We start from the raw sequence: 23,124 nt of genomic DNA on the forward strand, positions 1-23,124 counted from the left end.
TATGAAATTTTTCAAATTACTTATAAATAAGCAATTTATTGTTTGTCTCTCCTTCTTGCTTATCATGTTTTCGAGTTGTGAGCTTGAAGAAGACGTTTATTCAATCTATACTCCTGACAACTTTTACGCGAACGATGCGCAGGTCCTTTCATCATTATCTGGAGCCTACAGAAATTTTGCGGGAATCCCAACTTTTGGTGCTCCATATCGAGTGCTGGAGTGTTGCACTGATCAAGTAGTCGTACATGGTAAAATTCAAGGCTGGTGGGCCAATAGTAGTTTTGAGCAATTGGCCGAACATCAGTGGGATGCAGATCATGGTTATCTTTGGAGCATGTGGAACACCTTGTTCCTGACCGTTGGCCAGGCCAACGCCCTGATTGCTTCACTTGACGCTGCCGGGTTGGATAATGTTGCAGGAGCAAAAGCTGAATTGAGAGCTTTAAGAGCTTACGCCTATTTCTATTTGATGGATCTGTTTGGTAGCGTTCCAATTTTTACTGAACCTAAAGTTGATCCCAATAACTTGCCGGATCAAAATTCGAGACAACAAGTTTTCGATTTTGTGATTTCGGAGCTTGGTGAAGCTGTTGTTGAATTGCCTTCACAAAACGATGTTGGAAGTGAGTACTATGGAAGATTAACCAAAGAAGCCGTTTACAGTCTATTGGCTATGGTTTATTTAAATGCCGAAGTTTATACAGGAACAGCGCAGTGGGATAAAGTAATTACAAATGCTGATCTGGTTATTAACTCTGGTGCTTTTAGATTATTGGATGACTATTTCGATAACTTCGTATACAACAATGAGGAAAACGAAGAAATGATTTGGGCAGGTGTGTATACACCTGATATTACCGGCGGAATTGGACACCCAATTGTACAAAAAGTACTTCCTGGAATTGGAGGCGGTTTGTTTGGGCTACCTTATACTCCTCAAAATGGTTTTGGAACCAGACCATCAGTTGCTGCTTTGTATGAAGAGCAAGATGATCGAAAGGGATTGTTCCTAATGCCTGGCGAATTAAAGGATCCTCGTAATGGTGAAACAGTCATGGTTGAAGAAATTGTCCCGGATGGAAACTCTTTCTTGTATGAAGAAGGTGTGTCAACTAAAGGTCCCGTTCCTTATGTGATTATTGAAGCAACTGGAATTAGAAATCAGCCAATGAATGCTGGAATCAAATGGATCAAGTGGGGACTTGACCCAAATACAAATGGCGGAAATGCAGGAAACGATATTGCCTGGTTTCGTTTAGCTGATATTATTCTCATGAAAGCTGAAGCATTGGCTCGTCAAAATAAATTTGGTGAGGCTTTACCTTTGGTCAATCAAGTTCGGGAACGAAGCCATGCGAGTAAATTAACTTCAGTTACGTTAAACGATATTTTTGAGGAACGCGGTCGTGAACTGGCTTTTGAAATGAAGCGCAGAAATGACTTGATTCGTTTTGGTAAATTTAACGATGCGTGGGAGTTTAAGGCCGCCGCATCTGACGATCACTGGAACCTGTTTCCAATACCTAAAAGAGCCATTGATGCAAATAATAAATTGCAACAAAATCCTGGCTATTAATCTTAATCTTATTAAAAAAAACAGCTCGGAATTTATTCCGGGCTGTTTTAGCTTCTTTAGTTCCTGCTATCTATATATCCTTAAATATCCAAAATAATATTTTGGGTGGTGTTGCCGATACACCGGAATAGAACGTTCATGTTTGTATCTTACTTAAACCTAACCAAATGAAGAATTATTGCATTACTCCAGCCTATCAAGTCAGAACCCTGGCAAATCTTTCGTTTAGGAAAATACTTTTGATTAGTTGTTTTATGTTCATTGCAGTAGCAAGCCGAAGCCAGACGGTAAATGGTGTTGATTGCTCTCATCTATCGGGAGTTTATCACACATTTGATATGGCTGGTGATGATGTTTTTGGACAACGTTTCCCTTCCGAAAATTTTACCTATGTTGATGACGTGACTGGAACAACAGTTAACGCCTTGACCACTTCACGCCACAACAACTCCAAAATGTACCAAACTCATCCACAATGGACTGCTGATGGGAAATATGTGGTGATCACATCAAACCGAACTTCCTCGCGTGAAAAAAGAGATCGGCAGGCCTATGCTATTTCGATGGATAACTTTGAGATAGTACAAATTACAACAGGCGACAGAGGAAGCGACTTGCACTTAGGGTGGCATAAAAACTCAGCTTATTTATTCCGGGGAAATCAGTTGATTGAACTTCAGCTTGAAAAGCTATTGGAAGATAGCAAGCAGGATAATGTAGGTGCCCCCGAGGAATACGAAGTGGTTTTAGCAACTGTTCCCGACTCGATTCGCCCTTCCGGCTTAGGATTGGACGCCAAAGAAAATCGAGTATTTTTCTCTTCGAGAATCAATCCACAAACTTCGGCTATTTATAGTGTCGGGTTTGATTCAGGTATAACACAAAAAGTTTTAGAGGTTCCCTTCCGAATCGGTCATTTGCAATCTAATCCGTTTGTCACAGGTGAAGTGATGTATTGCTGGGAAACGGGAGGTGATTCTCCGCAACGCATGTGGTACATGACCGTCGATGATGATGGGAACGTAACCAATAATCCCATTTACAATGAAGACGACAACGATTGGGTAACACATGAAGTTTTTATGGGGCCCAACCATATTTTGTTTCACCTCATGGGACATCTTGATCGTCTGCAAACCAATCAAACGGGACTTTATTCTTTGAATATTCGGACTAATGAACCAGCTTTTCATGGACAGACCGGTATGGGAGGGTATTGGCATTGTAACGCAACACCCGATCGAAAGTGGATTGTTGCCGACACCTTTGATGGAAAACTCTATCGAATTAACGCAGAAGATAATAACGATGTGGTGTTACTCACCCAAGGACATCGAAAAAATAGCATCAGCCCGTTTACAGATGAAGCACATCTTCATCCATCAGTCAGTCCAGATGGTAAATGGGTGTTGATTAATTCCAGTTTGTTTACTGATAGCGATGTTTTGCTTTTGCCATTATTCCCCGAAAAATAGGAGCAAACAGCTACACGCCCGAATAATTTAAAATAATGAGAAATGGACAAAAGGACGCTTCTTTTAATCGCAATATGTTTGATTTCCCGGTTGGCCTGCTTAGCAGACAAGTTTGAAAATCCTCTCGATGACCAGAATTTTGTTTATTCAGAAGAAAACGTTCAGGAATACATACAAAAGGCTCATGATACGAAACCAATTCGTATTCAGCAGGCATTTGAGCGAGCTGCTTTAAAAATCGGCGATAATCGGAGAATACCTTACAGTTCTTATTTCGCATCGTTGTGGCTTGGCAGAGAACTTGATCAGGTGAATGACGCCTTGTTTGCCATCTTTACGAGCGAGGACTCTCAGATAAATGGGCTGAGCGACTACTGGAATCTATCTCTAAATCAATGGCTTTATCATTTATATTACGCTTTTGGAGCCAAGGGGACTATTTCGCCCGGACGGTTATATCCTAAAACAGAAAAAGCACTTTTAGAAATGCTTTGGCAGCGGATGGAGTATAAAGATGATATCCTTTTAGCTCGATGGAGTACATGGTGGATGGAAGGCAGCGAAAATCATGATATTGTTGCTAAGGTTAGTAGTTTAGTTACTTCTCAAATTTTCATGAATGAGGCGGAATTTAAGGATCGCATTTATCCTGATTTAGGCAATGGCGGTGGTTATAAGTTCTGGTTTCATCGTATGTATGGCGGTGGAACTGATGACGGTCCGAAACCGCGTGGAAACTATAAAGATGGGGAAAAGTACACTGCGGCTGATCATTATAAGGAATGGGTTTCCTATTTTAACAAGTATTTTCTGGAAAGGGCGAAGAAAGGATTTTTTCTTGAAGTAGCCTCTCCCCATTATATGGCGGTGAGCGTTCCTTATCTGACGGATATATTTGATCTTTGTGGCGACAGTGTGCTGGTTCAAAAGGCAGGGAAATTTCTCGATGCAGTATGGGCAGACTGGGCGCTGGATCAACTGAATGGTGTGCGAGGAGGTGCCAAAACGCGGGTTAAGGATGGAAATAAGTGGGACGGAGCAATGTATAATCAAAGCCGTTTCTATTTTGGTGGTGAAGGTAGCGCCAGCGATCATTATTTTACACAGTTAATAAGCAAGTACCAGTTGAATCCAATTATTTGGAAGATTGCCCTGGATCGCCAAGGGCTTGGCGAATTTGCCTATCTGTCGCGTAAACCAGGTGAAGAGGAAAATAAATGGCCAAGGCCTTTAGGAACCGAACGCACCATGTTGTGCGATACGGAGGCTCGTTTTGTGCGATATAGTTGGATCACACCTGATTATATTTTGGGTTGTCAAATGGATCATCCGGCTGCTGTTCATAGTCATTTAAGTGTTCAAGCCCGATGGTTGGGCATTATTTTTAAAGGAGAAAATAGTCCCAGGGTTTATCCAACTGATGTTTCAGTGAATACACGAGGCTGGACAAATGAACATGCATTGTGCAGGGCCGTGCAAACTGAACGTGTGATGCTAGTTCAACAGACCCGACGTTTTTTTCAAGTTAATCCAGACTGGTATCCTTCTAAAACAATGATAGGCAACGATTATGGTATTTATTTTGGACAGAACCATGATCGTTTGGTAGAAAAGGATGGCTGGATATTCGTAGAAAATGGAGATGCATTTTTAGCCGTGCGGGTTGTCATTGGCGATGACAGTGTTCCGGGAGTACATAGTGAATTGGTTGAGAACAGCTATGTTTGGAGCCCAAATAGAAATATGATCTATCTCAAAGACAAATATGCAGGGATGATATTTGAAGCATCACGACGTGTTCTTCATCAAACATTGGAAGCATTTATGGAGGATGTTTTGAATAACCCATTAGTGCTGGATAAAACCGTGGTGGCTGGGTTTAATATTTTGCATTATCTAGGGTGTGGCAAAGATGCCAGCGAGTTATATTTCAATCTGGCAAACAATGAAATATCGATGATTGATGGCGAGAGGATTGATTATTCGCCGGAAATGCTATTTGATAGTCCCTTTATCAAATCAAAATACGGAAGCGGTATTATTAAAATCAATAAAGATGATCAGGAAATCATTCTTGATTTTAACTAGCACTAATTAAATGACCTTAGTTCATTTTAAATTGATATAAATTAACTAGAAATGGGTAAAATTTGGAAGATAATATTCGCATTGATTCTTTTGGTTCTAGGTTCTGGACATATCGTGGTTATGTCTCAGGAGGCGTCGGTTGTTAAACTAAAATGGCTTGGAGATCATCCTCCTAAATTATCAACCGGAGTTAGCTGGGGAGTTCCATTTTCTGAAGGAGCAATTAAGAAATCCGATCAGTTCGTTTTAACAAACACACAAGATCAACAATTGCCGGTACAATCCTGGCCCCTGGCTTATTGGCCTGATGGCAGTATCAAATGGATTGGGTTAAGTACAGTAGCATCAAAAGGTGGCGGTTCAACTTTCAACCTTCAATCGAATGATGCAGAAGCTTCTTCTTCGGAAGAACCGATAGTTCTGAATAATCCGAATGAATTGCAAATCAATAACGGTTTGATTCAATGCGTCATTCCAAAAGAAGGATCGAAAATCATTCAGTCATTGTCAGTTAATCATCAGGAAGCCGCCTCCGCTGGTCAACTAATCTGTTTCGCACAGGAAGGACCAGGCGTTGAGTTGGGAAATCAACCTACAATTAATCAGTTTATAGGAAAGATTGAGAAAGTAGAACTGGAGCAAAATGGTCCTGTGAGAGCAGTGGTAAAGATTGAAGGTAAACATGTGGCTAAAAACGGAACAAAACAGTGGTTGCCTTTTATCGTTCGACTTTATTTTTACCAAGGGCAACAAGCTGTTCGCATGGTACATACCATCATTTATGATGGTGATCAGCACGAGGATTTTATCCGGGGATTGGGTGTCTTTTTTGATGTGCCGCTAAACGAAACATGGTATAACCGTCATGTTCGATTTTCAGGTGAAGATGGTAGATTATGGGATGAGCCGGTTCAGCCATTAAAAGGACGACGTCCGTTTATTCATAACCAGGAGAATTTGTATGAAAAGCAGTTGAGGGGAGAGCGAATCCCTGAAATAGATGCGCTTGACAAGGGCAACCAGTTTTTGGTGAAACACTGGGCTTCGTGGAACGATTTTCAGTTGGTTCAGCATAACGCCGAGGGTTTTCGAGTGAAAAAGCGTACGAACGACCAAAGTGCCTGGATTGATGCAGGGGCTGGAGGAAGATCCAACGGGTTAGCTTTCGTTGGTGATGTTTCTGGCGGATTGGCGATTTGTATGCGCGATTTCTGGCAATCGTTTCCTTCGTCTTTGGAAGTGAGAGATGCCACTACCGATCAGGCCGAGTTGCGAGCCTGGCTTTGGTCTCCTGAAGCTGAAGCAATGGACATGCGCCACTATGATACTTTGCAGTGGGGGCACAACCTCAACGCCAGTTATGAAGATGTTCAGCCTGGGCATAGTACGCCAACGGGAGTCGGTCGAACGACTGAACTTGTGCTATTTGCATCATCGGATGTTCCATCGTATGAGACCTTGAGTGATTTGGCTGAACAAGTCAACAATCCACCTTTATTAACGGCTACTCCCGAGTATATTCATCAAACTTCTGTTTTTGGTGTTTGGAGTTTGCCTGATAGAAGTACAAAAGGTAAACTTTGGATTGAAAATCAGTTAGATAATGCTTTTGAATATTATCAATTGGAAGTTGAACAACGCCATTGGTATGGATTCTGGGACTATGGTGATGTCATGCATGCTTATGACTCAGATCGCCATGTATGGATGTACGATATCGGAGGTTTTGCTTGGGATAACACGGAACTCATGCCCAACATGTGGCTTTGGTACAGTTATTTGCGATCTGGCAGAGAAGATATTTTTAGAACGGCTGAAGCGATGACCCGCCATACCGGAGAGGTGGATGTCTATCATTTGGGTGAATTTGAAGGTTTGGGATCCCGGCATAATGTGCGTCATTGGGGATGTGGTGCGAAAGAAGTCCGAATTGCTCAGGCTGCCCTTGGCCGCTTTTATTATTACCTGACTACCGATGAACGAACCGGAGATTTGATGCAGGCATCGGTTGAAGCTTCAAACCGGGCCATCGGAAATCTTGATCCCTTACGTCTGATTCTGGATAAAAGTGAATATCCCACTCATGCACGTTTTGGCCCCGACTGGTTGGCGTTAGTCGGCAACTGGATGACTGCCTGGGAACGCACCGGTAATGATCAATACAAAGAAAGAATTTTGACCGGAGTGAAAAGTTTGGATAAAATGCCTTATGGTTTTTTCTCCGGAAAAGGTGCTGCAATGGGATATGATCCGGAAACCTACAAGCTATACCAGTTGCATCCCCAGGATATCGGGTATAGCCATTTATCCGTGTTGATGGGAGGCCCGGAGATCGCATTTGAATTAACAAATTTGATTGATAATTCGACATGGGACAAACGCTGGATGCAGTTTTGCAAGTTGTATGCTCAGCCTGTTGATTCAGTAGAGAAAGCGTTTGGAGTCGAGGTGAAACTTGGAGATCCTGCTCCCTGGTATTCGAGGTTGCCGGCCTATTATGCAAAAAGAACAGGAAACCAGGATTATGCAAAAATGGCTTGGGAAATGTTTTTCAATGCTGATTCGAAGTGGGGAGTTACAAGCTTTAAAATGGAAAAGTTTACTGGTATACAAAGTCTGGAGCCAATCTATGAAGTTAAAGGGGTATCAACCAACAATACCGCACAGTGGTGTTTGAATGCTATTGAATTGTTGGAATTAATTGGCGATCAACTTCCGGAAGATAACCCGAGAGTACAGGATGCAAAATAGGTTTGATCGATTAACTTTGTTTATTGTTCTTTTTTTTGAGTCGAATACTCAAACGTAGTTAACTTGCTTAAAGGCTAACACCAATGAAACAACTAATACAGTCATCCCTTTATTTGCTCCTACTTTTCTTGTGGAGTTGTAATAATGGAAGTTCATTAAAATCCGACTCCATTGACCGATTTGCTTTAGTTACCCGCCATAACGTGCATTTGCAGGAAATCGATCCGTTGGCACCATTAACTTTGGGAAATGGCGACTTTGCGTATACGTTGGATGTAACCGGGCTCCAATCCTTTGAGAATTATTATTACGAAAATGGAGTGCCTTTGGAAACGAGAACAACCTGGACATGGCATGCTTTCCCAAACACGAATAATCTGACGCTCGAGGATGCCATGAAGGAGTCGGATTTTCATGGGCGGAAAATAAAGTATGCCAGTAATCAGAACAGCCCTGCGGGTGATTATTTTCGAATCAATCCGCACCCGGTGCCCATGGGAAAAATAGGGTTGGTCGATGAAAATAATCAATCGCTTGAGCGAAGCTCGATCAAGCAAATTGACCAGGTGCTTGATTTATGGCAGGGACTTGCCAATAGTCAATATCAGGTTGACGGGCAGCCTGTTTCTGTAGAAACTGTATGTCACCCCACCAAAAGTATTATCGCATTCAGGATTGAGTCTTCGTTAATCGAATCCGGCAAATTAAGACCCTCGTTCCACTTCCCTTATTCATATGATTTTTCGCTAAAAAACAAACCGGCTTTTGACTGGAAGAGCACGAATAAGCATCTAACTGAGGTGGCTGAGAAGTCAGACAATCATGTCTTATTGAAACGCGCGATCGATAGCACTTCCTATTGGATTGACATTCGTTGGGAGAATTCCGGGGAATGGAATAAAGTGGGCTCCCATGAGTTTACCATTGATGCGAAAGGCTCAGATCACTTGGTATTGGTCTGCGAATTTTTACCAACGAAAGCTGGCGCTCAGCATCTTTCATTTGATGATATCAAACAGATGAGCGCTGATTCCTGGCAAACGTTCTGGACAGAAGGAGCCGCGGTTGACTTGAGTGAAAGTACAGATCCACGAGCTGATGAGCTGGAACGCCGGATTGTGCTGTCTCAATATTTGATGAAGGTCAATTATTCCGGGAGTTTTCCTCCTCAGGAGTCCGGACTGTCAAACATCAGTTGGTACGGAAAGCATAACTCCGAAGTTTATTGGATACATGCCGCCCAGTTTTACCAGTGGAATCATACAGAGTTGCTGGAAAAGGGACTTTCGTGGTATGGAAAAATCCTTCCGGCAGCTCAGGCTGATGCACAAAGCAAAGGATTCGAAGGAGCTCGCTGGCCTAAAATGTCAGGGATTGACGGGCGTGTAAGCCCCGGTACAATCAATCCGTTTATTATCTGGAATCATCCAAACCCAATCTATCTTTCTGAGTTGGTCTACCGGGCACATAAAGATTCGGTAACGCTTCATCGTTACAAGGATATCGTTTTTGAATCGGCTAAATTTCTGGCTTCCTATGCTTATTACGACCCCGAGACTGACCGTTATATTTTAGGACCGCCAATCAAAAGTGTGAACGAAAGTACCGAAGAAAATACAACCATGAACCCAACCTTTGAATTAACGCAATGGTATCATGGATTGTCCATAGCCCAGCAGTGGAGGGAACGATTGAATATGGAAAGGGACTCGTTGTGGGATGACATTTTGGATAAATTGGCTCGCCCAACCATGCAGAATGGGAAATATGTGGAGTTAGAATCCGATCCTTCAATGTATGACCGGGATGGGAATTACTCATCAGCCATGTTGATGGCACTCGGCTATTTGCCAAAAACACCCATGATTGATGAGCAAATTATGCGAAATACCTTTGAGGCTATATATGAACGAAACGGCTTGGAGAGTTTTGTGAGCTGGAGCCAGGGAAAAGGAGCGCTGACTGCTGCCCGCCTCGGCGATACCAAAAAGGCGATCGACATTGTTTGTAATGATGTGCCAAAAGCGAAATTTAATAAAAGCGGCTATGTGTGCCGCCCAAAAGAGGGGATTAAAAATCCGGCTTACCTGCCTGTCAATGGTTCTTTTCTTGCTGCCATCGGGTTAATGGCAGGTGGATGGGATGGAGCTCCGGATGTTCATGCTCCTGGTTTTCCTAAAGATGGGACTTGGAAAGTAAAGACAGAGAACCTTCAGAAACTACCTTGACAATTGTTGAGTAGATAAGGGAAGGTGAAAGAGAAGATAATTCTGTTTATTTTGAAGATTAGAAAAACAAATAAATACCAATGAAATGAAACGATACACCTTATTTGCTTCCGCAGGAGCAGCATTTTTAACACTTCTTTTTAGTCAATGCCAAACGGCAACAAAAGAGACTAAGATTGCATTAACGAATACTACCACCATCGATTTGACTGATAAAGCCATTTCTATTGATCGGTCACAGATTTCGGATCTTCCCGAAGGTGATGTTTTTCCCTTGATTATTTCTGTAGAAGGAGACACAATCCCATCGCAATTGAATGATCTGAATAATGACAAGAAGTGGGATGAACTGTTCTTTGTCGTTAACCTGCCTTCAACAGCATCGGAAAGCTATACTTTGCAGTGGGTAAATGAGAAGCCTCAATATGTCGTGCGTACAAGCGCCCGTTTTGGCAAACGTAGTTCGGCTGACACTCCTGTTGAACCCGCGACGACCGAAATATTGTATGCCAACGAACTCCCAAAGAGCCTTGGTTTTCAGCGGTATCAAACAGATGGCCCTTCATGGGAAAACGACAAAGTGGGCTTCCGTGATTATTTGGATGGCCGCAATGCCAAAGATCTTTTCGGCAAAACAGCATCGTTCATGTCGCCTGAAAATGTTGGGATTAATGATGAAGGTGCGGTGGAAGACACTTATCATGTTATGGCTGACTGGGGACGCGATATTTTATCGGTTGGCAATTCGGTTGGCATAGGAGGTTATGCCTTGCAGGTTGATGACCAGTTAATGCGCTTGGGTGTGACGGTGGATGATTCTGTCAATAATGTCGAAAAAACAACTTTTCAGATCATGGCTGAAGGGCCGGTGAAGTCGGTGTTGAGCTATCATTATGAAAACTGGCATCCGAACAACCGGAATTACAACGTGGAGGAAACCACCAGTATTTGGCCCGGTATGTATGCTTACCAAAATTCGGTGAAGTTTTCAGGTCTGCAAGGGGATGAAACTCTAGTGATCGGCTTGGTCAATATCAATAACCAGAACCCTTTGGAGGAAATTGAAATGAATGATGAGTGGGTGGTTTTGTCAACCCACGATATGCAAACATACGACCGACAGTGGTGGCTTGGTCTGGCACTAATTGTTCCACGTGATTTGTATGAGGGATATGGCGAAGCACCTGAAACAGGACAGTTGTCGAAATCTTTTTTAGCAAAATTGAAAGTGGAAAATGGAAAGCCGGTAACTTATTATGCGGTAGCAGGATGGGAAATGAGCGACGAACTTTTTAAAGATCCGGCTTATTTCAAAAGTTATTTGGAGAATTTAGTGAGTCAGCTTTCGGCAACAGTTGAAGTGACTATTAAATAGCGCAGTCGTTTATAGTCATTTCGGTGTGTCCAAAATCAATCAATGGCACCGAATGACAATCGAATAGTAGGTATTAAAATGAATTAACAAAATCATTCTCACATGCGACACATCATTTGTATTCTGGCAGTTAGTTTTTTGCTCCTGTCCGGAATTCAAAACGCTGCAACGGCACAGTCTAAAACGGGCCAAGCTTGCGTTGAACAATATCAAAAAGGTCGGCTTCTTTATCAGGATAGTTTTGATCAGGGCCTGAGAAACTGGATTGCAGAAGTCGAGTCAACTCCAGATAGCCGGGCTTTTATTGAGGATGAAAAACTGGTCATTGATGTTGGAGGCGGTGCCACAGTTTGGCTGAATAAAAAGCTTTCCGGCAACATTCTCATTGAATACAAACGGACGGTTATCATGAATGATGGCCCAAACGATCGGTTATCAGATTTAAATCAGTTTTGGATGGCTACTGATCCTGAAAATGAAAACCTGTTCACCCGCGACGGTGTTTTTGCTTCTTATCATCCACTGAGTCTTTATTATGCAGGCATTGGAGGTAATTACAACTCAACCACTCGTTTCCGGAAATATGATGGAACGGGCGAGCGCATTTTGCTTCAGGAGAAAAACGACAAGCATCACTTGTTGAAACCAAATCACACATACCACATCCAGATATTGGTGAATGATGGCACAACCAAATTATTTGTAGATGGCGATTTGTATTTTTCATACACTGATCCAAGCCCCTTGAAGGAAGGTTATTTTGGATTTAGAACGGTCAAGTCGCATCAGGAAATAGATGATTTAAAGATTTACCAGTTGAAATAATTGCATTGACAAACCAAACTAAAAAATAAAACGATGAAAAAAACTGTCTTCTTAAGCTCATTCCTACTTGCGTTGGTTTTGGTTCAGGGGCAATTGGCTGCAAGTGTTGCCAAACAGGATGCAACTGTTTTCAACGTGCTGGATTATGGTGCGGTTGGAGATGGAAACGTGTTGGATACTGACGCAATTCAAAAAGCAATTGACGAAGCAGAGAAAGTTGGAAATGGAGCAAAGGTGTTGGTCCCCAAAGGCCACCAGTTTTTGATTGGAACTTTAGTGTTGAAAAGCGACATCAATTTTCATTTAGAAGGTGATGCTCAGTTAATCGTTAGCGATCAAAAGGAAGATTATTCCGGAGAAGCAGCAATTATAGCCAATGGAGCTAATCAATTGACTATTTCAGGAACCGGAAGTGTGCAGGGCCGTGCTTTGGAATTTATGTCACACTACGAAGAAGAAAATGAATGGTGGATCCCGAAGGAATGGCGTCCGAAGTTATTTATCCTGACAGAATGTAAGGATCTACACATTCAGGATATCACCATCGAAAAGGCACCTCATTGGACATTACATATGCTTGGTTGCGAAGATGTATTAATCGAGGGAATCAAGATCAACAATAACCTCGATGTTCCGAACTGTGATGGCATTGATCCGGATCATTGCCGCAATGTCGAAATTAGAAATTGCCAAATCTCTTGTGGCGACGATGCCATTGTCGTTAAAGCAACCCGGCAAGAGAAAGATTATGGACCGTCAGCAAATATTTGGGTGCATGACTGTGTATTGGAAACACAAGACTCCGGAGTCAAAATTGGAACTGAAACAACTCAGGATATTTTTGATATCGTTTTTGAGCGTTGCAAAATAACAACCAGTTGTCGGGGATTAACCATTCAGCTGCGCGACGAAGGGAGTGTCTACAACATCTTATTTAAAGATATCGATTTTGTTTCGCGTTATCATTCAGCGCCTTGGTGGGGAAGAGGTGAAGCAATCTCATTTACAGCAATTCCCAGAAATCCGGGCAGTGAAATCGGTACGATTCATAATGTGATAGTTAAAAATGTTACCGGAAAATCAGAGAATAGCGTGCGTATCAACGGAACAAAGGAAAGCCGTATCAGCAACATCCGTTTGGAAGATGTACATATCACGATGGATCGCTGGACTGATTATCCCGGCAACCTGATGGATAACCGCCCGACAAAATCCTATCCGGCTATTGAATACCGTGATAACCCCGGCTATTACATCCGATTTGCCGATAATGTTGAGTTACTTAATTGCAGCATGCAATGGGGTGAGAATATTCCCGATAATTTTACTCATGCCATAGAGGCTCATGATGTTTCCAACATCCAATTAAAAGGGTTTAAAGGAACTGCTGCTCATCCCGAACGTGATAAGGCAATTAAAATTGAAGAACACGAAAATAAAGACAACTAACGAATAAATAAATTTGACATGAAAAAAATGGATCGATTGACTTTAATGGCGAGCTTCGTCTTGCCTTTTTTACTGGGTGCTTGCACCAATCAAACAGAACAAACACAAAAAACGGAGCCGGCAACTGATACAACAACACCGTTGCATTTACTTCAGCCCGATTACCCTACACCCTATGGTGCACCGACGATTGATGAAGTAACCAAAGTAATTGATCGCGTTTATACTTATTTGGATGAATCAACACCAGCAAAAGTGATTGATGGCGAGACCAAAGAAGAAGTGAGCGATTTTACTTCGCTACCGGAAGAGGCTGTTTTTGTTCAGGGAGATTTTCGCCTGACAAGTTATGAATGGGGAGTAACTTACGCCGGAATGTTGCTGGCTACTGAAATGACTGGAGATTCACGTTACGCCGATTATACCAAAGAGCGCTTGGGCTTAATTAACAAACTGGCTAATTACTATTGGAGCCTCGGAGATGTTGATGCAGAGACCCATTCGTTGATTCATTCGGTATTGCATCCGGGAGCTTTGGATGATGCCGGAGCAATTTGCGCTGCAATGATTAAAACAGAGCGGTTGGAAACGATGGAAAGTTTGCGTCCGATGATTGATAATTTTGCAGAATACATTCATAATAAGCAGTTTCGTTTACCCGACGGAACACTGGCTCGTAATCGTCCGCAACCAAACACCTTGTGGCTGGATGATTTGTTTATGAGTGTACCAGCTTTGGCACAAATGGGAAAATTGACTGGCGATTCAAAGTACTACGATGACGCTGTAAAGCAAGTCCTTCAATTCTCCGAGCGCATGTTTAATGCTGAAAAAGGATTATACATGCACGGGTGGGTACAGCACATGGACATTCATCCACAATTTCATTGGGCGCGTGCGAATGGTTGGGCGGTCATGACCTTGGTTGAATTGTTGGATGTACTGCCTGAAAACCATGAGGGCTTTGACGCTGTGTTGGAACAGTTGCAAGCCCATATTAAAGGATTGTCTAAATACCAGCATGGAACTGGTTTCTGGCATCAGCTAATTGATCGTAATGACACGTATTTAGAAACTTCTGCAACAGCAATTTATACCTATTCCATTGCTAAGGCAATCAATCGGGGTTGGATTGACAAGTACGCTTATGCACCGGTTGCTATGCTCGGTTGGAATGCTGTTACAACGATGGTAAACGACAAAGGGCAGGTTGAAGGTACATGTGTAGGAACCGGCATGGGATTCGATCCTGCTTTCTACTACTACCGACCGATCAATGTGTATGCAGCACATGGGTATGGTCCGGTTTTACTTGCGGGCGCCGAAGTCATCAATCTACTGAAAAGTCATGCGTTTGAAATTAATGACAGTTCATTGCAGATGATAAAAGAATAGCGAAAAAAATTGATGGATGAAACATTCAATCATTACCTTCTTTCTCTTGTTTGCAGGAGCTTTTAGTTGCTGGTCGCAGGATAACAGGGAGTTTAAAATATTTCAGTTTCCCAAAGACCAAATCCCGGTCATCAACGGTCTGGTTGATGACTGGGATCTGGTTCCCGATAGCTATACTGTTGGGATGGATCAAGTGTGGGATGACAGCCAAAAACATGAAAAGGCTGACCCAGGAAACCTGACCTTTAGCGTAAAGGTGGGATGGGTGAAAGGGCTCAACCGGCTTTATTTTTTGTATGAAGCTTACGACAACTACTGGGATTTTTCTCGTCCCGGACTGCACAATGACACCTTTGAGCTGATCGTGGATGCCGATCAATCCGGCGGGCCGTTCATCGATCGTTTTCACCCCAATAAGTCAATGGATCCAATGGATGCTTACTTTTCATTTCACGGGGTGCATGCTCAGAATTACCATATTTTTACTCCGGCCGAAGGGAAGGATTGGACACTGGTTTGGGGAAGTCAGCCCTGGATTAAGGAATTGCCTTATGCGAATGCAGCCTATCAATATGATTTTGAACCGGGTGAATCGGGGAACTTAGTGCTGGAATTTTGGATTACTCCTTTTGACTATGCCGGGAATGATCCATCCAGGGCAGTGAAGTCAATCCTCAATGAAAATAAATTGGTCAATCTGTGTTGGGCAGTAATAGACTATGATGACGTAAACAAGGAAAGTAACAATGGCTTTTGGAATTTGTCGAAAGAACACACCATGTATGGCAATGCTTCCTATGCTTTGCCTTTCAAATTGATGCCTATAGAGGAGTCGTTTAAAGAGCCTGTTGAAGCCAGTTGGGATTTTCAAGTGATTGATATGGATCGAAGGTTGGTCGCTTTTCAAGACGAGTCAGAGGGTGACATCCAATCCTGGAAATGGGATTTCGGTGACGGAAAAACTTCGACCGAACAAAACCCTGTTCACCAGTATGAAGAAGCCGGTAAATATGTTGTCGTACTTTGGATCGAAGGTCCGCAAGGAAAATCCCGTTTGGCAAAAGTTTGGGATGTGGTCGTAAAATAATGGGGAAGGAAATCGTTTTTCAAAGTTGCCGATAAGCAAACCGAAAACTTTAGATATCTACCAAATCATTCTTCAGGGCGTAAATGATAACCTCCACAATATTTTTTGCGCCTGTTTTTTCCATGAGGTTTGCACGATGTTTTTCAACTGTTCGATCCGAAATGTTTAGTTGATCGGCAATCATTTTAATGGGAAGACCTTTGCACGAAAGTGTAAGAACTTCCTGTTCCCGTTTTGAAAAAATATTTTTACCAACCAATACGTCTGATTGATCTTGGTGATATTTCAATTGCGATGGTGTAAAGGCTTTGTGAAGCTTATGGGCAAGATCTCCCGAAATCGTAATTTTTTCTTCTTCCAGAATATTAACTAGTTTTTTATATTCTACAGGAGGAGCTGTTGATTCAGTTTTGTGTTCGAGAGGGGATAGTAACCCAATCAGCAAAGTGAACCCACTATATTTTTGGCTGGGGGTTACATGCAACCTAAATTTCTCGGTGTCGCCATCAGCGTTTTTTATTTTTATGTCTTCCTGAAAATTATCACTCAACCCATTTATACACTTTAAAATCGGACCTTCAATCTTGTTATATTGCTTTGGCGTTAAGAGATCTTCGAATGTAGTATCTTTAATCTCAGCGTCCGACAAACCTGTAACTTCCAGAAAAGCTTTGTTTGTTTCATAAATCGTTTCTCCATCAAAAACAAAGACACCGTATGGCGAAAGATTGAGTAAAGCTTTGTAATTATTTTTTCCAATATTTACCAGCTTTTCATATTTATCGAGCCTGACTTTAATCGATTTCAGTAAATCTTCGTTCTCAAAAGGTTTGACAATATAGTCATCAACTCCTAACTCAAGCCCCATCCGAATATCGTTTAATTCCGATCTTCCGGTAATGAAGATGAAAGGTATCCTACTGGTCAGTATGCTGTCTTTAAGAATGTTGAAAACCTGATATCCGTCTATTGGTTTCATGTTTATATCACACAAAATCAAATCAGGGCAATATTCATAAGCTTTTTGAATACCTTCCGCTCCGGAGCTAGCAATATCAGCTTGATAATTATTCAGCATCAATACATTTCTCAATGTCTTGCCCAATGCTAAATCATCTTCAATAATCAATATCTTTTTATCACTCATTTACCGGTACTTTTATTTCTACTTTTGTTCCTTTTGAGAGGGAACTTTTAATCTCAGTTGTTCCATTCAGGCGTTCAATCGCTTTTTGTGCGATGGGTAATCCCAGACCAATGCCGCTAATCATCTTCACTTCTTCACAACGATAAAACGGGAGGAAAATAGATTCGAGCTTGTCCTCTGGAATTCCGACGCCACTATCTTCAATCGTTACATTTACAAATTCGTCATCAGTAAAAATAGTAAGTATGACATCTTTTGCTGAGAATTTATAGGCATTATCTAATAATTGTGTGACAGCCATGATAAGCAAATGTTCGTCGGAGTTGAATGTGGTATGGGGCGAATGTGCATTAATTTTTATTCTGTCGGATTTATAAAATAATGCCGATTTATTGTTGGTTATTTTCTCGATGAACTCATCAGTTTTTATAATAGAAACGTTTTTTTTGACTTCGTTTTTATTCGCCAGATTGATAAAATGAATACCTTCCAAAAATCCGGTAACCGATCTCAGGGCTTCTTCACATAGCATAAAGGATTCACTACGCATCTCTTCATCCATTAGCAAATGCTTATTCTTTAGTAGTTGCAGGTTGGAGCTAAGGATCGTGATAGGGGTTCTCAATTCATGAGAGAGTGAGCTTATTATCTGTCCAATATTTTGAGGAGATGAATAGTCCATGCTTGCTGAGTATCGATAAAATGAGAATTAGAAACCAAAATACAAGTTAGAACATTTGATTTATATTCTTACCATAATTCTTTTATAAAAATAGACAATAATTTTCAATAGCGATATTTATCAAGATCATTATTCACTGAATCGTGTTATTGATATCCGAAATTGGGTGCCCGAGCTATTGCAACAAAAAACTTTAAATTATGTTTTTAAGATTTAGCTGTTTGTTCTATTTGATCTTAATGAACACAAATCCAGCAGTATCTGCGTATTTTAAATTCCTTTAGCGACCACCTATACTTTAATAATTCTATAAATTATCAAATTGTTATCTTGTTTGATTTAAAGGGGGTTTATTGTCGCTTGTAGTGTTTACAGATCAAGCTTTATTAATTCGTTGGTAATTGCATAAACGATAGGACAAATTTCACAATTTTTCCGGGTGAGGTTCAAAATTTGATAAAAGCGTTTGCGGTCGGTGTGCGGATATTCGCGACAGGCACGCGGTCGGTTGTTGTAAACACAGCAGTAGTTGTCGTGCATCAAAAAAGGACAAGGGCTTTGCTGAAAGACGTAATCCTGATCTTCATCAAGATACAGGTGTTGTTCGATGAAGTCAGCAGCTTTCATTTTTTGACTTTTAGCCAAGCGGTCAACATCTTTGTCTGTTACAATAGGGCTGATGCTTGAGCAGCAATTTGCACAGTCTAAACAATCGAATTTGTTAAAGGCTTCTTCGTGAAGCGCATGGACAACCGTGTCCAGATTTTTCGGCTTCTTCTTTTTCAATTTTTGAAATAAGGCCGAAAACTCTTGTTTGCGATTCGCAGTCATTTGTTTTAGCTCTTCCGGCTTGTAATAGCAGATCGACTCCATCGGTTATCCCTTTGCTGGTTTGAAAAGCAAAAGTAGGTATAATTTTGCCCTTTAAAGACCGTGTCTAAATTGAAACTTGCGGAGTCTTTTTTGTAAAAGAAAGCAAAACAAAAACAGCTAAAGAGCTTGCGATGCCAAAAATGATAGGATCCAGGCCAAAAGGAAGATCAAGATTAAGAATAATCAAAGTTAATGATGTACATCCACCTACAATCATCGACCAGAAGGCAGCTAGCGGATTATTATTCGTTTTTATTAGTGCTGCTATTACCGGAATAAATAGCCCGGAAACCATGAATGTGTATGAGTGAAGCATAAGATCGAGTACATTGGGCATTTTAAAGGCTAGCAGCAGAGCGATTGCTCCAATTGCAAAGGTTAATAGTTGCGATATGCGCAATCCCGAAGGGTGATTGTGTCCTTTAATGATGTCGGTTAGTACATTTCCTGAAGCGGCCATAAGGCAACTGTCGGCAGTGGACATAATTGCTGAAAAGTAAGCTGAAAGAACGATGCCGGTTAGCCCTACGGGCAGCACTGTTTTTAATAGCACCGGCAATCCCATTTCCGAATCAATCTCACTTCCAATAGGAAAGCCCGAAACTGCGAGCATCCCATTTTCATAGGCGACCTTGGCCAGTAGGCCTAACAGTACACCCGTGAACGCCATTAAAGGGTATTCGAATAGTCCGGCAATAAACCAGGCTCGCTGGGCTGATTTTGGAGTGCGCGATGCATAAATCCGCTGATATAACGTCATTCCGATAAACCAGATAGGAATAACGGTAATCATCCAGTTTAAGAATTGCTGCCAGCTAATGTTGGTAAAACTCAGGTATGAGGCAGGCAGGGTTTCCCGAATAGCGTCGAAGCCTCCTACGGCGAAGTAACAGAGTGGTAATGCCACAAAGATTAATCCTCCCATCAATATAATCCATTGGATCGTATCGGTGTAAATGACGGCTTTAAGTCCACCGAGCACAGTGTAAAACACAGCTATTACTCCCATGACAAGCAGTGCCGTGGTGAATGAGAGTGATGGAAATGTTGCAGCCGCTAATTTTGCTCCGGCTAAAATTTGGGAACTGGTAAAGCCGAGGTATCCGATGGCTGAAATGATGCCCGCAATTAAAGCAACTTGCTTGCTGTAGCTGTTTTCCAAAAACTGAGGAAACGACAACAGGTTCTGGCGTTGCGACAGCCGGTGAACTTTTGGAACCAGAACAACTGCGGTTAGCCAAGCTCCAATAAGTCCGCTAAATAGCAGCCAGCTACCCGATACTCCCATGACAAATCCCAGCCCTCCCAATCCAATGGAGAAGCCTCCGCCAACGTCGGTTGCAACAACCGAAAGGCCGATGTGCAGGCTGCTCATTCGTCGGCCACCAACAAAATAATCGTCAGTGTCTTTGTTTTTGCGCAGGAAAAAAAATCCAACGCCAAGCATAAAAATGAGGTAGACCGTGAAAATAGTCAGATCAATCCAATGCATTATTTTAAATCAATTTTCAGGGTGTAATAGGGGGGCTGCTCGGTATTGCTAACCCAGTTTTTATCCAATAGCGAGTTTAGATATTCATGACCACGCTGATAACTCAATCTAAGTTTCATAACGATATCTCCCATCATGAATTTGTCGTGCTCGCTAAGTAATTTAATAATTTCTCTTTCTGTGTTGTCTTTAATTTTTTCTAATTCAATTTCTTTTCTCATTATCTATTTCTGTTTATAAGGGGTTGCTGTTTTTGGAATCTCTTGTCCGGTTTCTGCTAATTTAAACCGCTCACAATTTTTCCATCCTTTTTGTCCTCGGTTGCAAAATACGTTTTTGATCAGGAAAGGAATGACGTCCTTAACGATCAACTCCTCCTGAAAAACAGGACATTCTTTTGCATAGGGGCACAGATGTCCTAAATGTCTTTGATTAACCATAGCTAAAGTGTTTTGTAATAAACGTTCATGCTTTCGATTTGCCCGGAAATGTTGGTGTTGTTTTTTAGTACTCCAGAAAAATGATACCCATGGTTAATGAAAGTTTTGTTCATTCCCGGCGAATTTAATCGGGCAATTGTATAGGCAGTTTTATAGTTTAGTTCTTGCAACTTTGCTTCCATTTTTTCTAGTAAAAAGTAGGCCAGCTTATGTCCCCGATATTCCGGTAATACTGCGAAGTCGGTCATTTCTGCATTCTTGTTTTTCGGATCGACTTCGGCTGAGGAAATACCTACCAATTTGCCCTTATCCCAAACACCAAAATAAATCACTGAACCATCATTCATGGTTTCCTTGATGTATTCAGGATTGGTAACAGGGAAGGGGTAGGTAGCAAAAACCTGCTTGAATATCTCCGACATTTCTGCTGCGTCCTCCATCGTTGCCATATCTAAGGTGAACTGTTTGTTCAGTGCTACGCCATTAATGCTTGCATCGGCTGCCAACAAATCAATTAAAGTTGAAAGTGAAGCTTCCGGCGTAGCATCGCGTTCATCGCTTAAAAATTTCGACATGAAAAATACATCCTCTTCGCCTTTGTAAAACGCAGGAATAAAAGCTTCCTGCCTATATCCATCGATCAGGAAAACAGGTTGTGCGGCAGCGGGCACTTTGGCAATTATTTTCGTGTACCCATTGGTGGCCGCTAAGCTATTTAATAGTTGTGTTATGTTTTGCCTATCCTTATCGCTGTATTTCAGTAGGAAAATACGGTTGTTAAATTTTCCATGATGTACAACTGAGTGGCCAATTTTTTCAATACGATCCATTTTATTCTTCTCTTCTGTTATATCGTTCATTATCTTCAGGGATTAATGAAATTGACGTATCTGAATCCGATAATAGTTTTTCGATTCCCAATGATTTCATCTCATCGCTTTCCTGAAGGTTTAGTTCCAAATTACAGTTTTCGCAGTCGCGATCACAAAATTTATTCTCGTAATGATCTGGTTCTTTGTAAGTGGTAATAACTCCTTCGTAGTTTCGAAGTACTACTTTGTCGGTCGACCACGAAATGATATAGTTTGGCATAACCGGAATTTTGCCACCTCCTCCAGGAGCATCAATGACATATGTCGGAACTGAGAATCCACTGGTATGTCCAATCAAACTTTCCATGATTTCGATACCTTTTCCAACTGGGGTGCGGAAATGCGACAACCCTTCAGATAAATCACATTGGTACAAATAATAGGGGCGTACCCTGTTTTGCACAAGTTTGTGAACCAGGTGTTTCATAATCCGCGGACAATCATTAACATTTGCCAGCAATACAGTTTGATTACCAACAGGAAATCCTCCGTCAGCAAGTTTCCTGACTGCTTCTTTGGCCGAGCTTGTCATTTCACGCGGATGGTTGAAATGAGTATTGATCCATAGTGGCTGATATTTTTTCAAAATATTAATCAAGTTATCCGTGATTCTGTACGGAAGAACAACTGGCATTCTAGTTCCTATACGAACAACCTCAACATGTGGAATAGCTGATAGTTCACTCAAAAGCCAGTCAATTTTACTATCGGGAAGCATAAGTGGATCACCACCAGACAGTAATACGTCGCGAACTTGTGGTGTTTTTTTGATATATTCAATTCCTTTTTGTAGCTGTTCTTTTGAAGGAACAAAGTCGACGTCACCCACCTTGCGTTTTCGGGTACAGTGCCTGCAATACATTGCACAAACATTACTTACGTGAAATAATACTCGGTCTGGATAGCGGTGTGTAATTCCTACTTCAGGACTGTCTCTATCTTCTGACAACGGGTCTGCAAGGTCTGTATTTAGAACATTGAGTTCGTTAACATTTGCGAATGATTGGATGAATACAGGATCATTCTTGTAGTTCTCTTTCGAGATTAACGATGCGTAGTAAGGGGTGATGGATAGCGGAAATTTATCCAGTGTTCTTTCAAGTTTTCCTTTTTCTTCTTCACTGAAATCGATTCCGGTCAATTTTTCGAATTGTTCAATCGTACTGATTGAATGCTTCAGTTGCCACTTCCAGTCTTTCCAGTTCGAAATGGTAGATTGGTTGTTAATCTTGGATGCAATTGCTTGCTGAATGCCATTAAAGATCTCCATAATAAAGTCTGTTTGTTTCTATGCGAACAAAAATACGACATTTAGGCTTCGTTGGCAAAATATGTAACTATCTTCATTTGTCTAATTGATAGGCTATTC

18 protein-coding genes are annotated in these 23,124 nt (G+C 41.6%); 10 read left to right on the forward strand and 8 right to left on the reverse strand.

From position 1 onward, the window contains the following. Position 1: 1 nt before the first annotated feature. The 10 genes from GR929_RS06255 to GR929_RS06300 all read left to right on the forward strand — a co-directional run bounded on the left by GR929_RS06255 (position 2) and on the right by GR929_RS06300 (position 16,249). Positions 2–1,576, forward strand: a complete 1,575-nt coding sequence (locus tag GR929_RS06255; RefSeq protein ID WP_159518083.1) for a RagB/SusD family nutrient uptake outer membrane protein — start codon at positions 2–4, stop codon at positions 1,574–1,576. Positions 1,577–1,743: 167 nt separating this feature from the next. Beyond that, positions 1,744–3,051 carry a TolB family protein gene (locus tag GR929_RS06260; RefSeq protein ID WP_201300919.1) on the forward strand — a complete coding sequence of 436 codons (1,308 nt, stop codon included), beginning with the start codon at positions 1,744–1,746 and terminating at the stop codon, positions 3,049–3,051. A gap of 42 nt (positions 3,052–3,093) precedes the next feature. Further along, positions 3,094–5,139: a hypothetical protein gene (locus GR929_RS06265; RefSeq protein ID WP_159518084.1), complete on the forward strand. Its 2,046-nt coding sequence runs from the start codon at positions 3,094–3,096 to the stop codon at positions 5,137–5,139. Between the two features lie 51 nt (positions 5,140–5,190). Continuing rightward, entirely contained in the window at positions 5,191–7,890 is a 2,700-nt protein-coding gene (locus tag GR929_RS06270; protein ID WP_159518085.1) for an exo-rhamnogalacturonan lyase family protein, read from the forward strand. 83 nt (positions 7,891–7,973) lie between these two features. Beyond that, entirely contained in the window at positions 7,974–10,118 is a 2,145-nt protein-coding gene (locus GR929_RS06275; RefSeq protein WP_159518086.1) for a glycoside hydrolase family 65 protein, read from the forward strand. 85 nt (positions 10,119–10,203) lie between these two features. Further along, on the forward strand, positions 10,204–11,493 hold the full coding sequence (locus GR929_RS06280; RefSeq protein WP_159518087.1) for a DUF4861 domain-containing protein: 1,290 nt from the start codon (positions 10,204–10,206) through the stop codon (positions 11,491–11,493). A 102-nt stretch (positions 11,494–11,595) separates the two neighbouring features. Next, the gene (locus GR929_RS06285) at positions 11,596–12,318 is read left to right on the forward strand and encodes a DUF6250 domain-containing protein (RefSeq protein ID WP_159518088.1); all 723 of its coding nucleotides are present in this window, start codon (positions 11,596–11,598) and stop codon (positions 12,316–12,318) included. Between the two features lie 33 nt (positions 12,319–12,351). Then, on the forward strand, positions 12,352–13,767 hold the full coding sequence (locus GR929_RS06290) for a glycoside hydrolase family 28 protein (RefSeq protein WP_159518089.1): 1,416 nt from the start codon (positions 12,352–12,354) through the stop codon (positions 13,765–13,767). Between the two features lie 18 nt (positions 13,768–13,785). Next, positions 13,786–15,162: a glycoside hydrolase family 88/105 protein gene (locus GR929_RS06295; RefSeq protein ID WP_159518090.1), complete on the forward strand. Its 1,377-nt coding sequence runs from the start codon at positions 13,786–13,788 to the stop codon at positions 15,160–15,162. A gap of 16 nt (positions 15,163–15,178) precedes the next feature. Next, a complete protein-coding gene (locus GR929_RS06300) occupies positions 15,179–16,249 on the forward strand; it encodes a PKD domain-containing protein (protein ID WP_159518091.1) in 1,071 nt (356 codons plus the stop codon). 49 nt (positions 16,250–16,298) lie between these two features. Here the strand turns inward: GR929_RS06300 and GR929_RS06305 are convergent, their stop codons facing one another. The 8 genes from GR929_RS06305 to kamA all read right to left on the reverse strand — a co-directional run bounded on the left by GR929_RS06305 (position 16,299) and on the right by kamA (position 23,025). Beyond that, positions 16,299–17,396: a response regulator gene (locus tag GR929_RS06305; RefSeq protein WP_159518092.1), complete on the reverse strand. Its 1,098-nt coding sequence runs from the start codon at positions 17,394–17,396 to the stop codon at positions 16,299–16,301. Next, positions 17,389–18,078, reverse strand: a complete 690-nt coding sequence (locus GR929_RS06310; protein ID WP_159518093.1) for a sensor histidine kinase — start codon at positions 18,076–18,078, stop codon at positions 17,389–17,391. Before GR929_RS06310 ends, GR929_RS06305 begins: the two co-directional genes overlap by 8 nt. A 369-nt stretch (positions 18,079–18,447) precedes the next feature. Beyond that, complete coding sequence (locus GR929_RS06315; protein ID WP_159518094.1) at positions 18,448–18,951, reverse strand: YkgJ family cysteine cluster protein; 504 nt, start codon at positions 18,949–18,951, stop codon at positions 18,448–18,450. Between the two features lie 64 nt (positions 18,952–19,015). Beyond that, a complete protein-coding gene (locus tag GR929_RS06320) occupies positions 19,016–20,443 on the reverse strand; it encodes a sodium:solute symporter family protein (RefSeq protein WP_159518095.1) in 1,428 nt (475 codons plus the stop codon). Further along, entirely contained in the window at positions 20,443–20,664 is a 222-nt protein-coding gene (locus tag GR929_RS06325) for a hypothetical protein (RefSeq protein WP_159518096.1), read from the reverse strand. The genes GR929_RS06320 and GR929_RS06325 overlap by 1 nt, the downstream gene beginning before the upstream one ends. Before the next feature lie 3 nt (positions 20,665–20,667). Next, entirely contained in the window at positions 20,668–20,883 is a 216-nt protein-coding gene (locus GR929_RS06330) for a hypothetical protein (RefSeq protein ID WP_159518097.1), read from the reverse strand. A 2-nt stretch (positions 20,884–20,885) separates the two neighbouring features. Then, entirely contained in the window at positions 20,886–21,743 is an 858-nt protein-coding gene (gene ablB, locus GR929_RS06335) for a putative beta-lysine N-acetyltransferase (RefSeq protein WP_159518098.1), read from the reverse strand. Then, complete coding sequence (gene kamA / locus GR929_RS06340) at positions 21,715–23,025, reverse strand: lysine 2,3-aminomutase (protein ID WP_159518099.1); 1,311 nt, start codon at positions 23,023–23,025, stop codon at positions 21,715–21,717. Before kamA ends, ablB begins: the two co-directional genes overlap by 29 nt. Positions 23,026–23,124 lie beyond the last annotated feature (99 nt).

Origin of the sequence: Sunxiuqinia indica, assembly GCF_009847015.1 — a bacterium.
GTDB classification, from domain to species: Bacteria; Bacteroidota; Bacteroidia; order Bacteroidales; family Prolixibacteraceae; genus Sunxiuqinia; species Sunxiuqinia indica.

What these genes read in the sequence shown, in the direction of transcription:
- GR929_RS06255 (WP_159518083.1), top strand. Translation starts at nt 2, where the DNA reads ATGAAATTTTTCAAATTACTTATAAATAAGCAATTTATTGTTTGTCTC.
- GR929_RS06265 (WP_159518084.1), top strand. Translation starts at nt 3,094, where the DNA reads ATGGACAAAAGGACGCTTCTTTTAATCGCAATATGTTTGATTTCCCGG.
- GR929_RS06270 (WP_159518085.1), top strand. Translation starts at nt 5,191, where the DNA reads ATGGGTAAAATTTGGAAGATAATATTCGCATTGATTCTTTTGGTTCTA.
- GR929_RS06330 (WP_159518097.1), bottom strand. Translation starts at nt 20,883, where the DNA reads ATGGTTAATCAAAGACATTTAGGACATCTGTGCCCCTATGCAAAAGAA.
- GR929_RS06275 (WP_159518086.1), top strand. Translation starts at nt 7,974, where the DNA reads ATGAAACAACTAATACAGTCATCCCTTTATTTGCTCCTACTTTTCTTG.
- GR929_RS06300 (WP_159518091.1), top strand. Translation starts at nt 15,179, where the DNA reads ATGAAACATTCAATCATTACCTTCTTTCTCTTGTTTGCAGGAGCTTTT.
- GR929_RS06310 (WP_159518093.1), bottom strand. Translation starts at nt 18,078, where the DNA reads ATGGACTATTCATCTCCTCAAAATATTGGACAGATAATAAGCTCACTC.
- GR929_RS06305 (WP_159518092.1), bottom strand. Translation starts at nt 17,396, where the DNA reads ATGAGTGATAAAAAGATATTGATTATTGAAGATGATTTAGCATTGGGC.
- ablB (WP_159518098.1), bottom strand. Translation starts at nt 21,743, where the DNA reads ATGAACGATATAACAGAAGAGAAGAATAAAATGGATCGTATTGAAAAA.
- GR929_RS06260 (WP_201300919.1), top strand. Translation starts at nt 1,744, where the DNA reads ATGAAGAATTATTGCATTACTCCAGCCTATCAAGTCAGAACCCTGGCA.
- GR929_RS06290 (WP_159518089.1), top strand. Translation starts at nt 12,352, where the DNA reads ATGAAAAAAACTGTCTTCTTAAGCTCATTCCTACTTGCGTTGGTTTTG.
- GR929_RS06325 (WP_159518096.1), bottom strand. Translation starts at nt 20,664, where the DNA reads ATGAGAAAAGAAATTGAATTAGAAAAAATTAAAGACAACACAGAAAGA.
- kamA (WP_159518099.1), bottom strand. Translation starts at nt 23,025, where the DNA reads ATGGAGATCTTTAATGGCATTCAGCAAGCAATTGCATCCAAGATTAAC.
- GR929_RS06320 (WP_159518095.1), bottom strand. Translation starts at nt 20,443, where the DNA reads ATGCATTGGATTGATCTGACTATTTTCACGGTCTACCTCATTTTTATG.
- GR929_RS06315 (WP_159518094.1), bottom strand. Translation starts at nt 18,951, where the DNA reads ATGGAGTCGATCTGCTATTACAAGCCGGAAGAGCTAAAACAAATGACT.
- GR929_RS06295 (WP_159518090.1), top strand. Translation starts at nt 13,786, where the DNA reads ATGAAAAAAATGGATCGATTGACTTTAATGGCGAGCTTCGTCTTGCCT.
- GR929_RS06285 (WP_159518088.1), top strand. Translation starts at nt 11,596, where the DNA reads ATGCGACACATCATTTGTATTCTGGCAGTTAGTTTTTTGCTCCTGTCC.
- GR929_RS06280 (WP_159518087.1), top strand. Translation starts at nt 10,204, where the DNA reads ATGAAACGATACACCTTATTTGCTTCCGCAGGAGCAGCATTTTTAACA.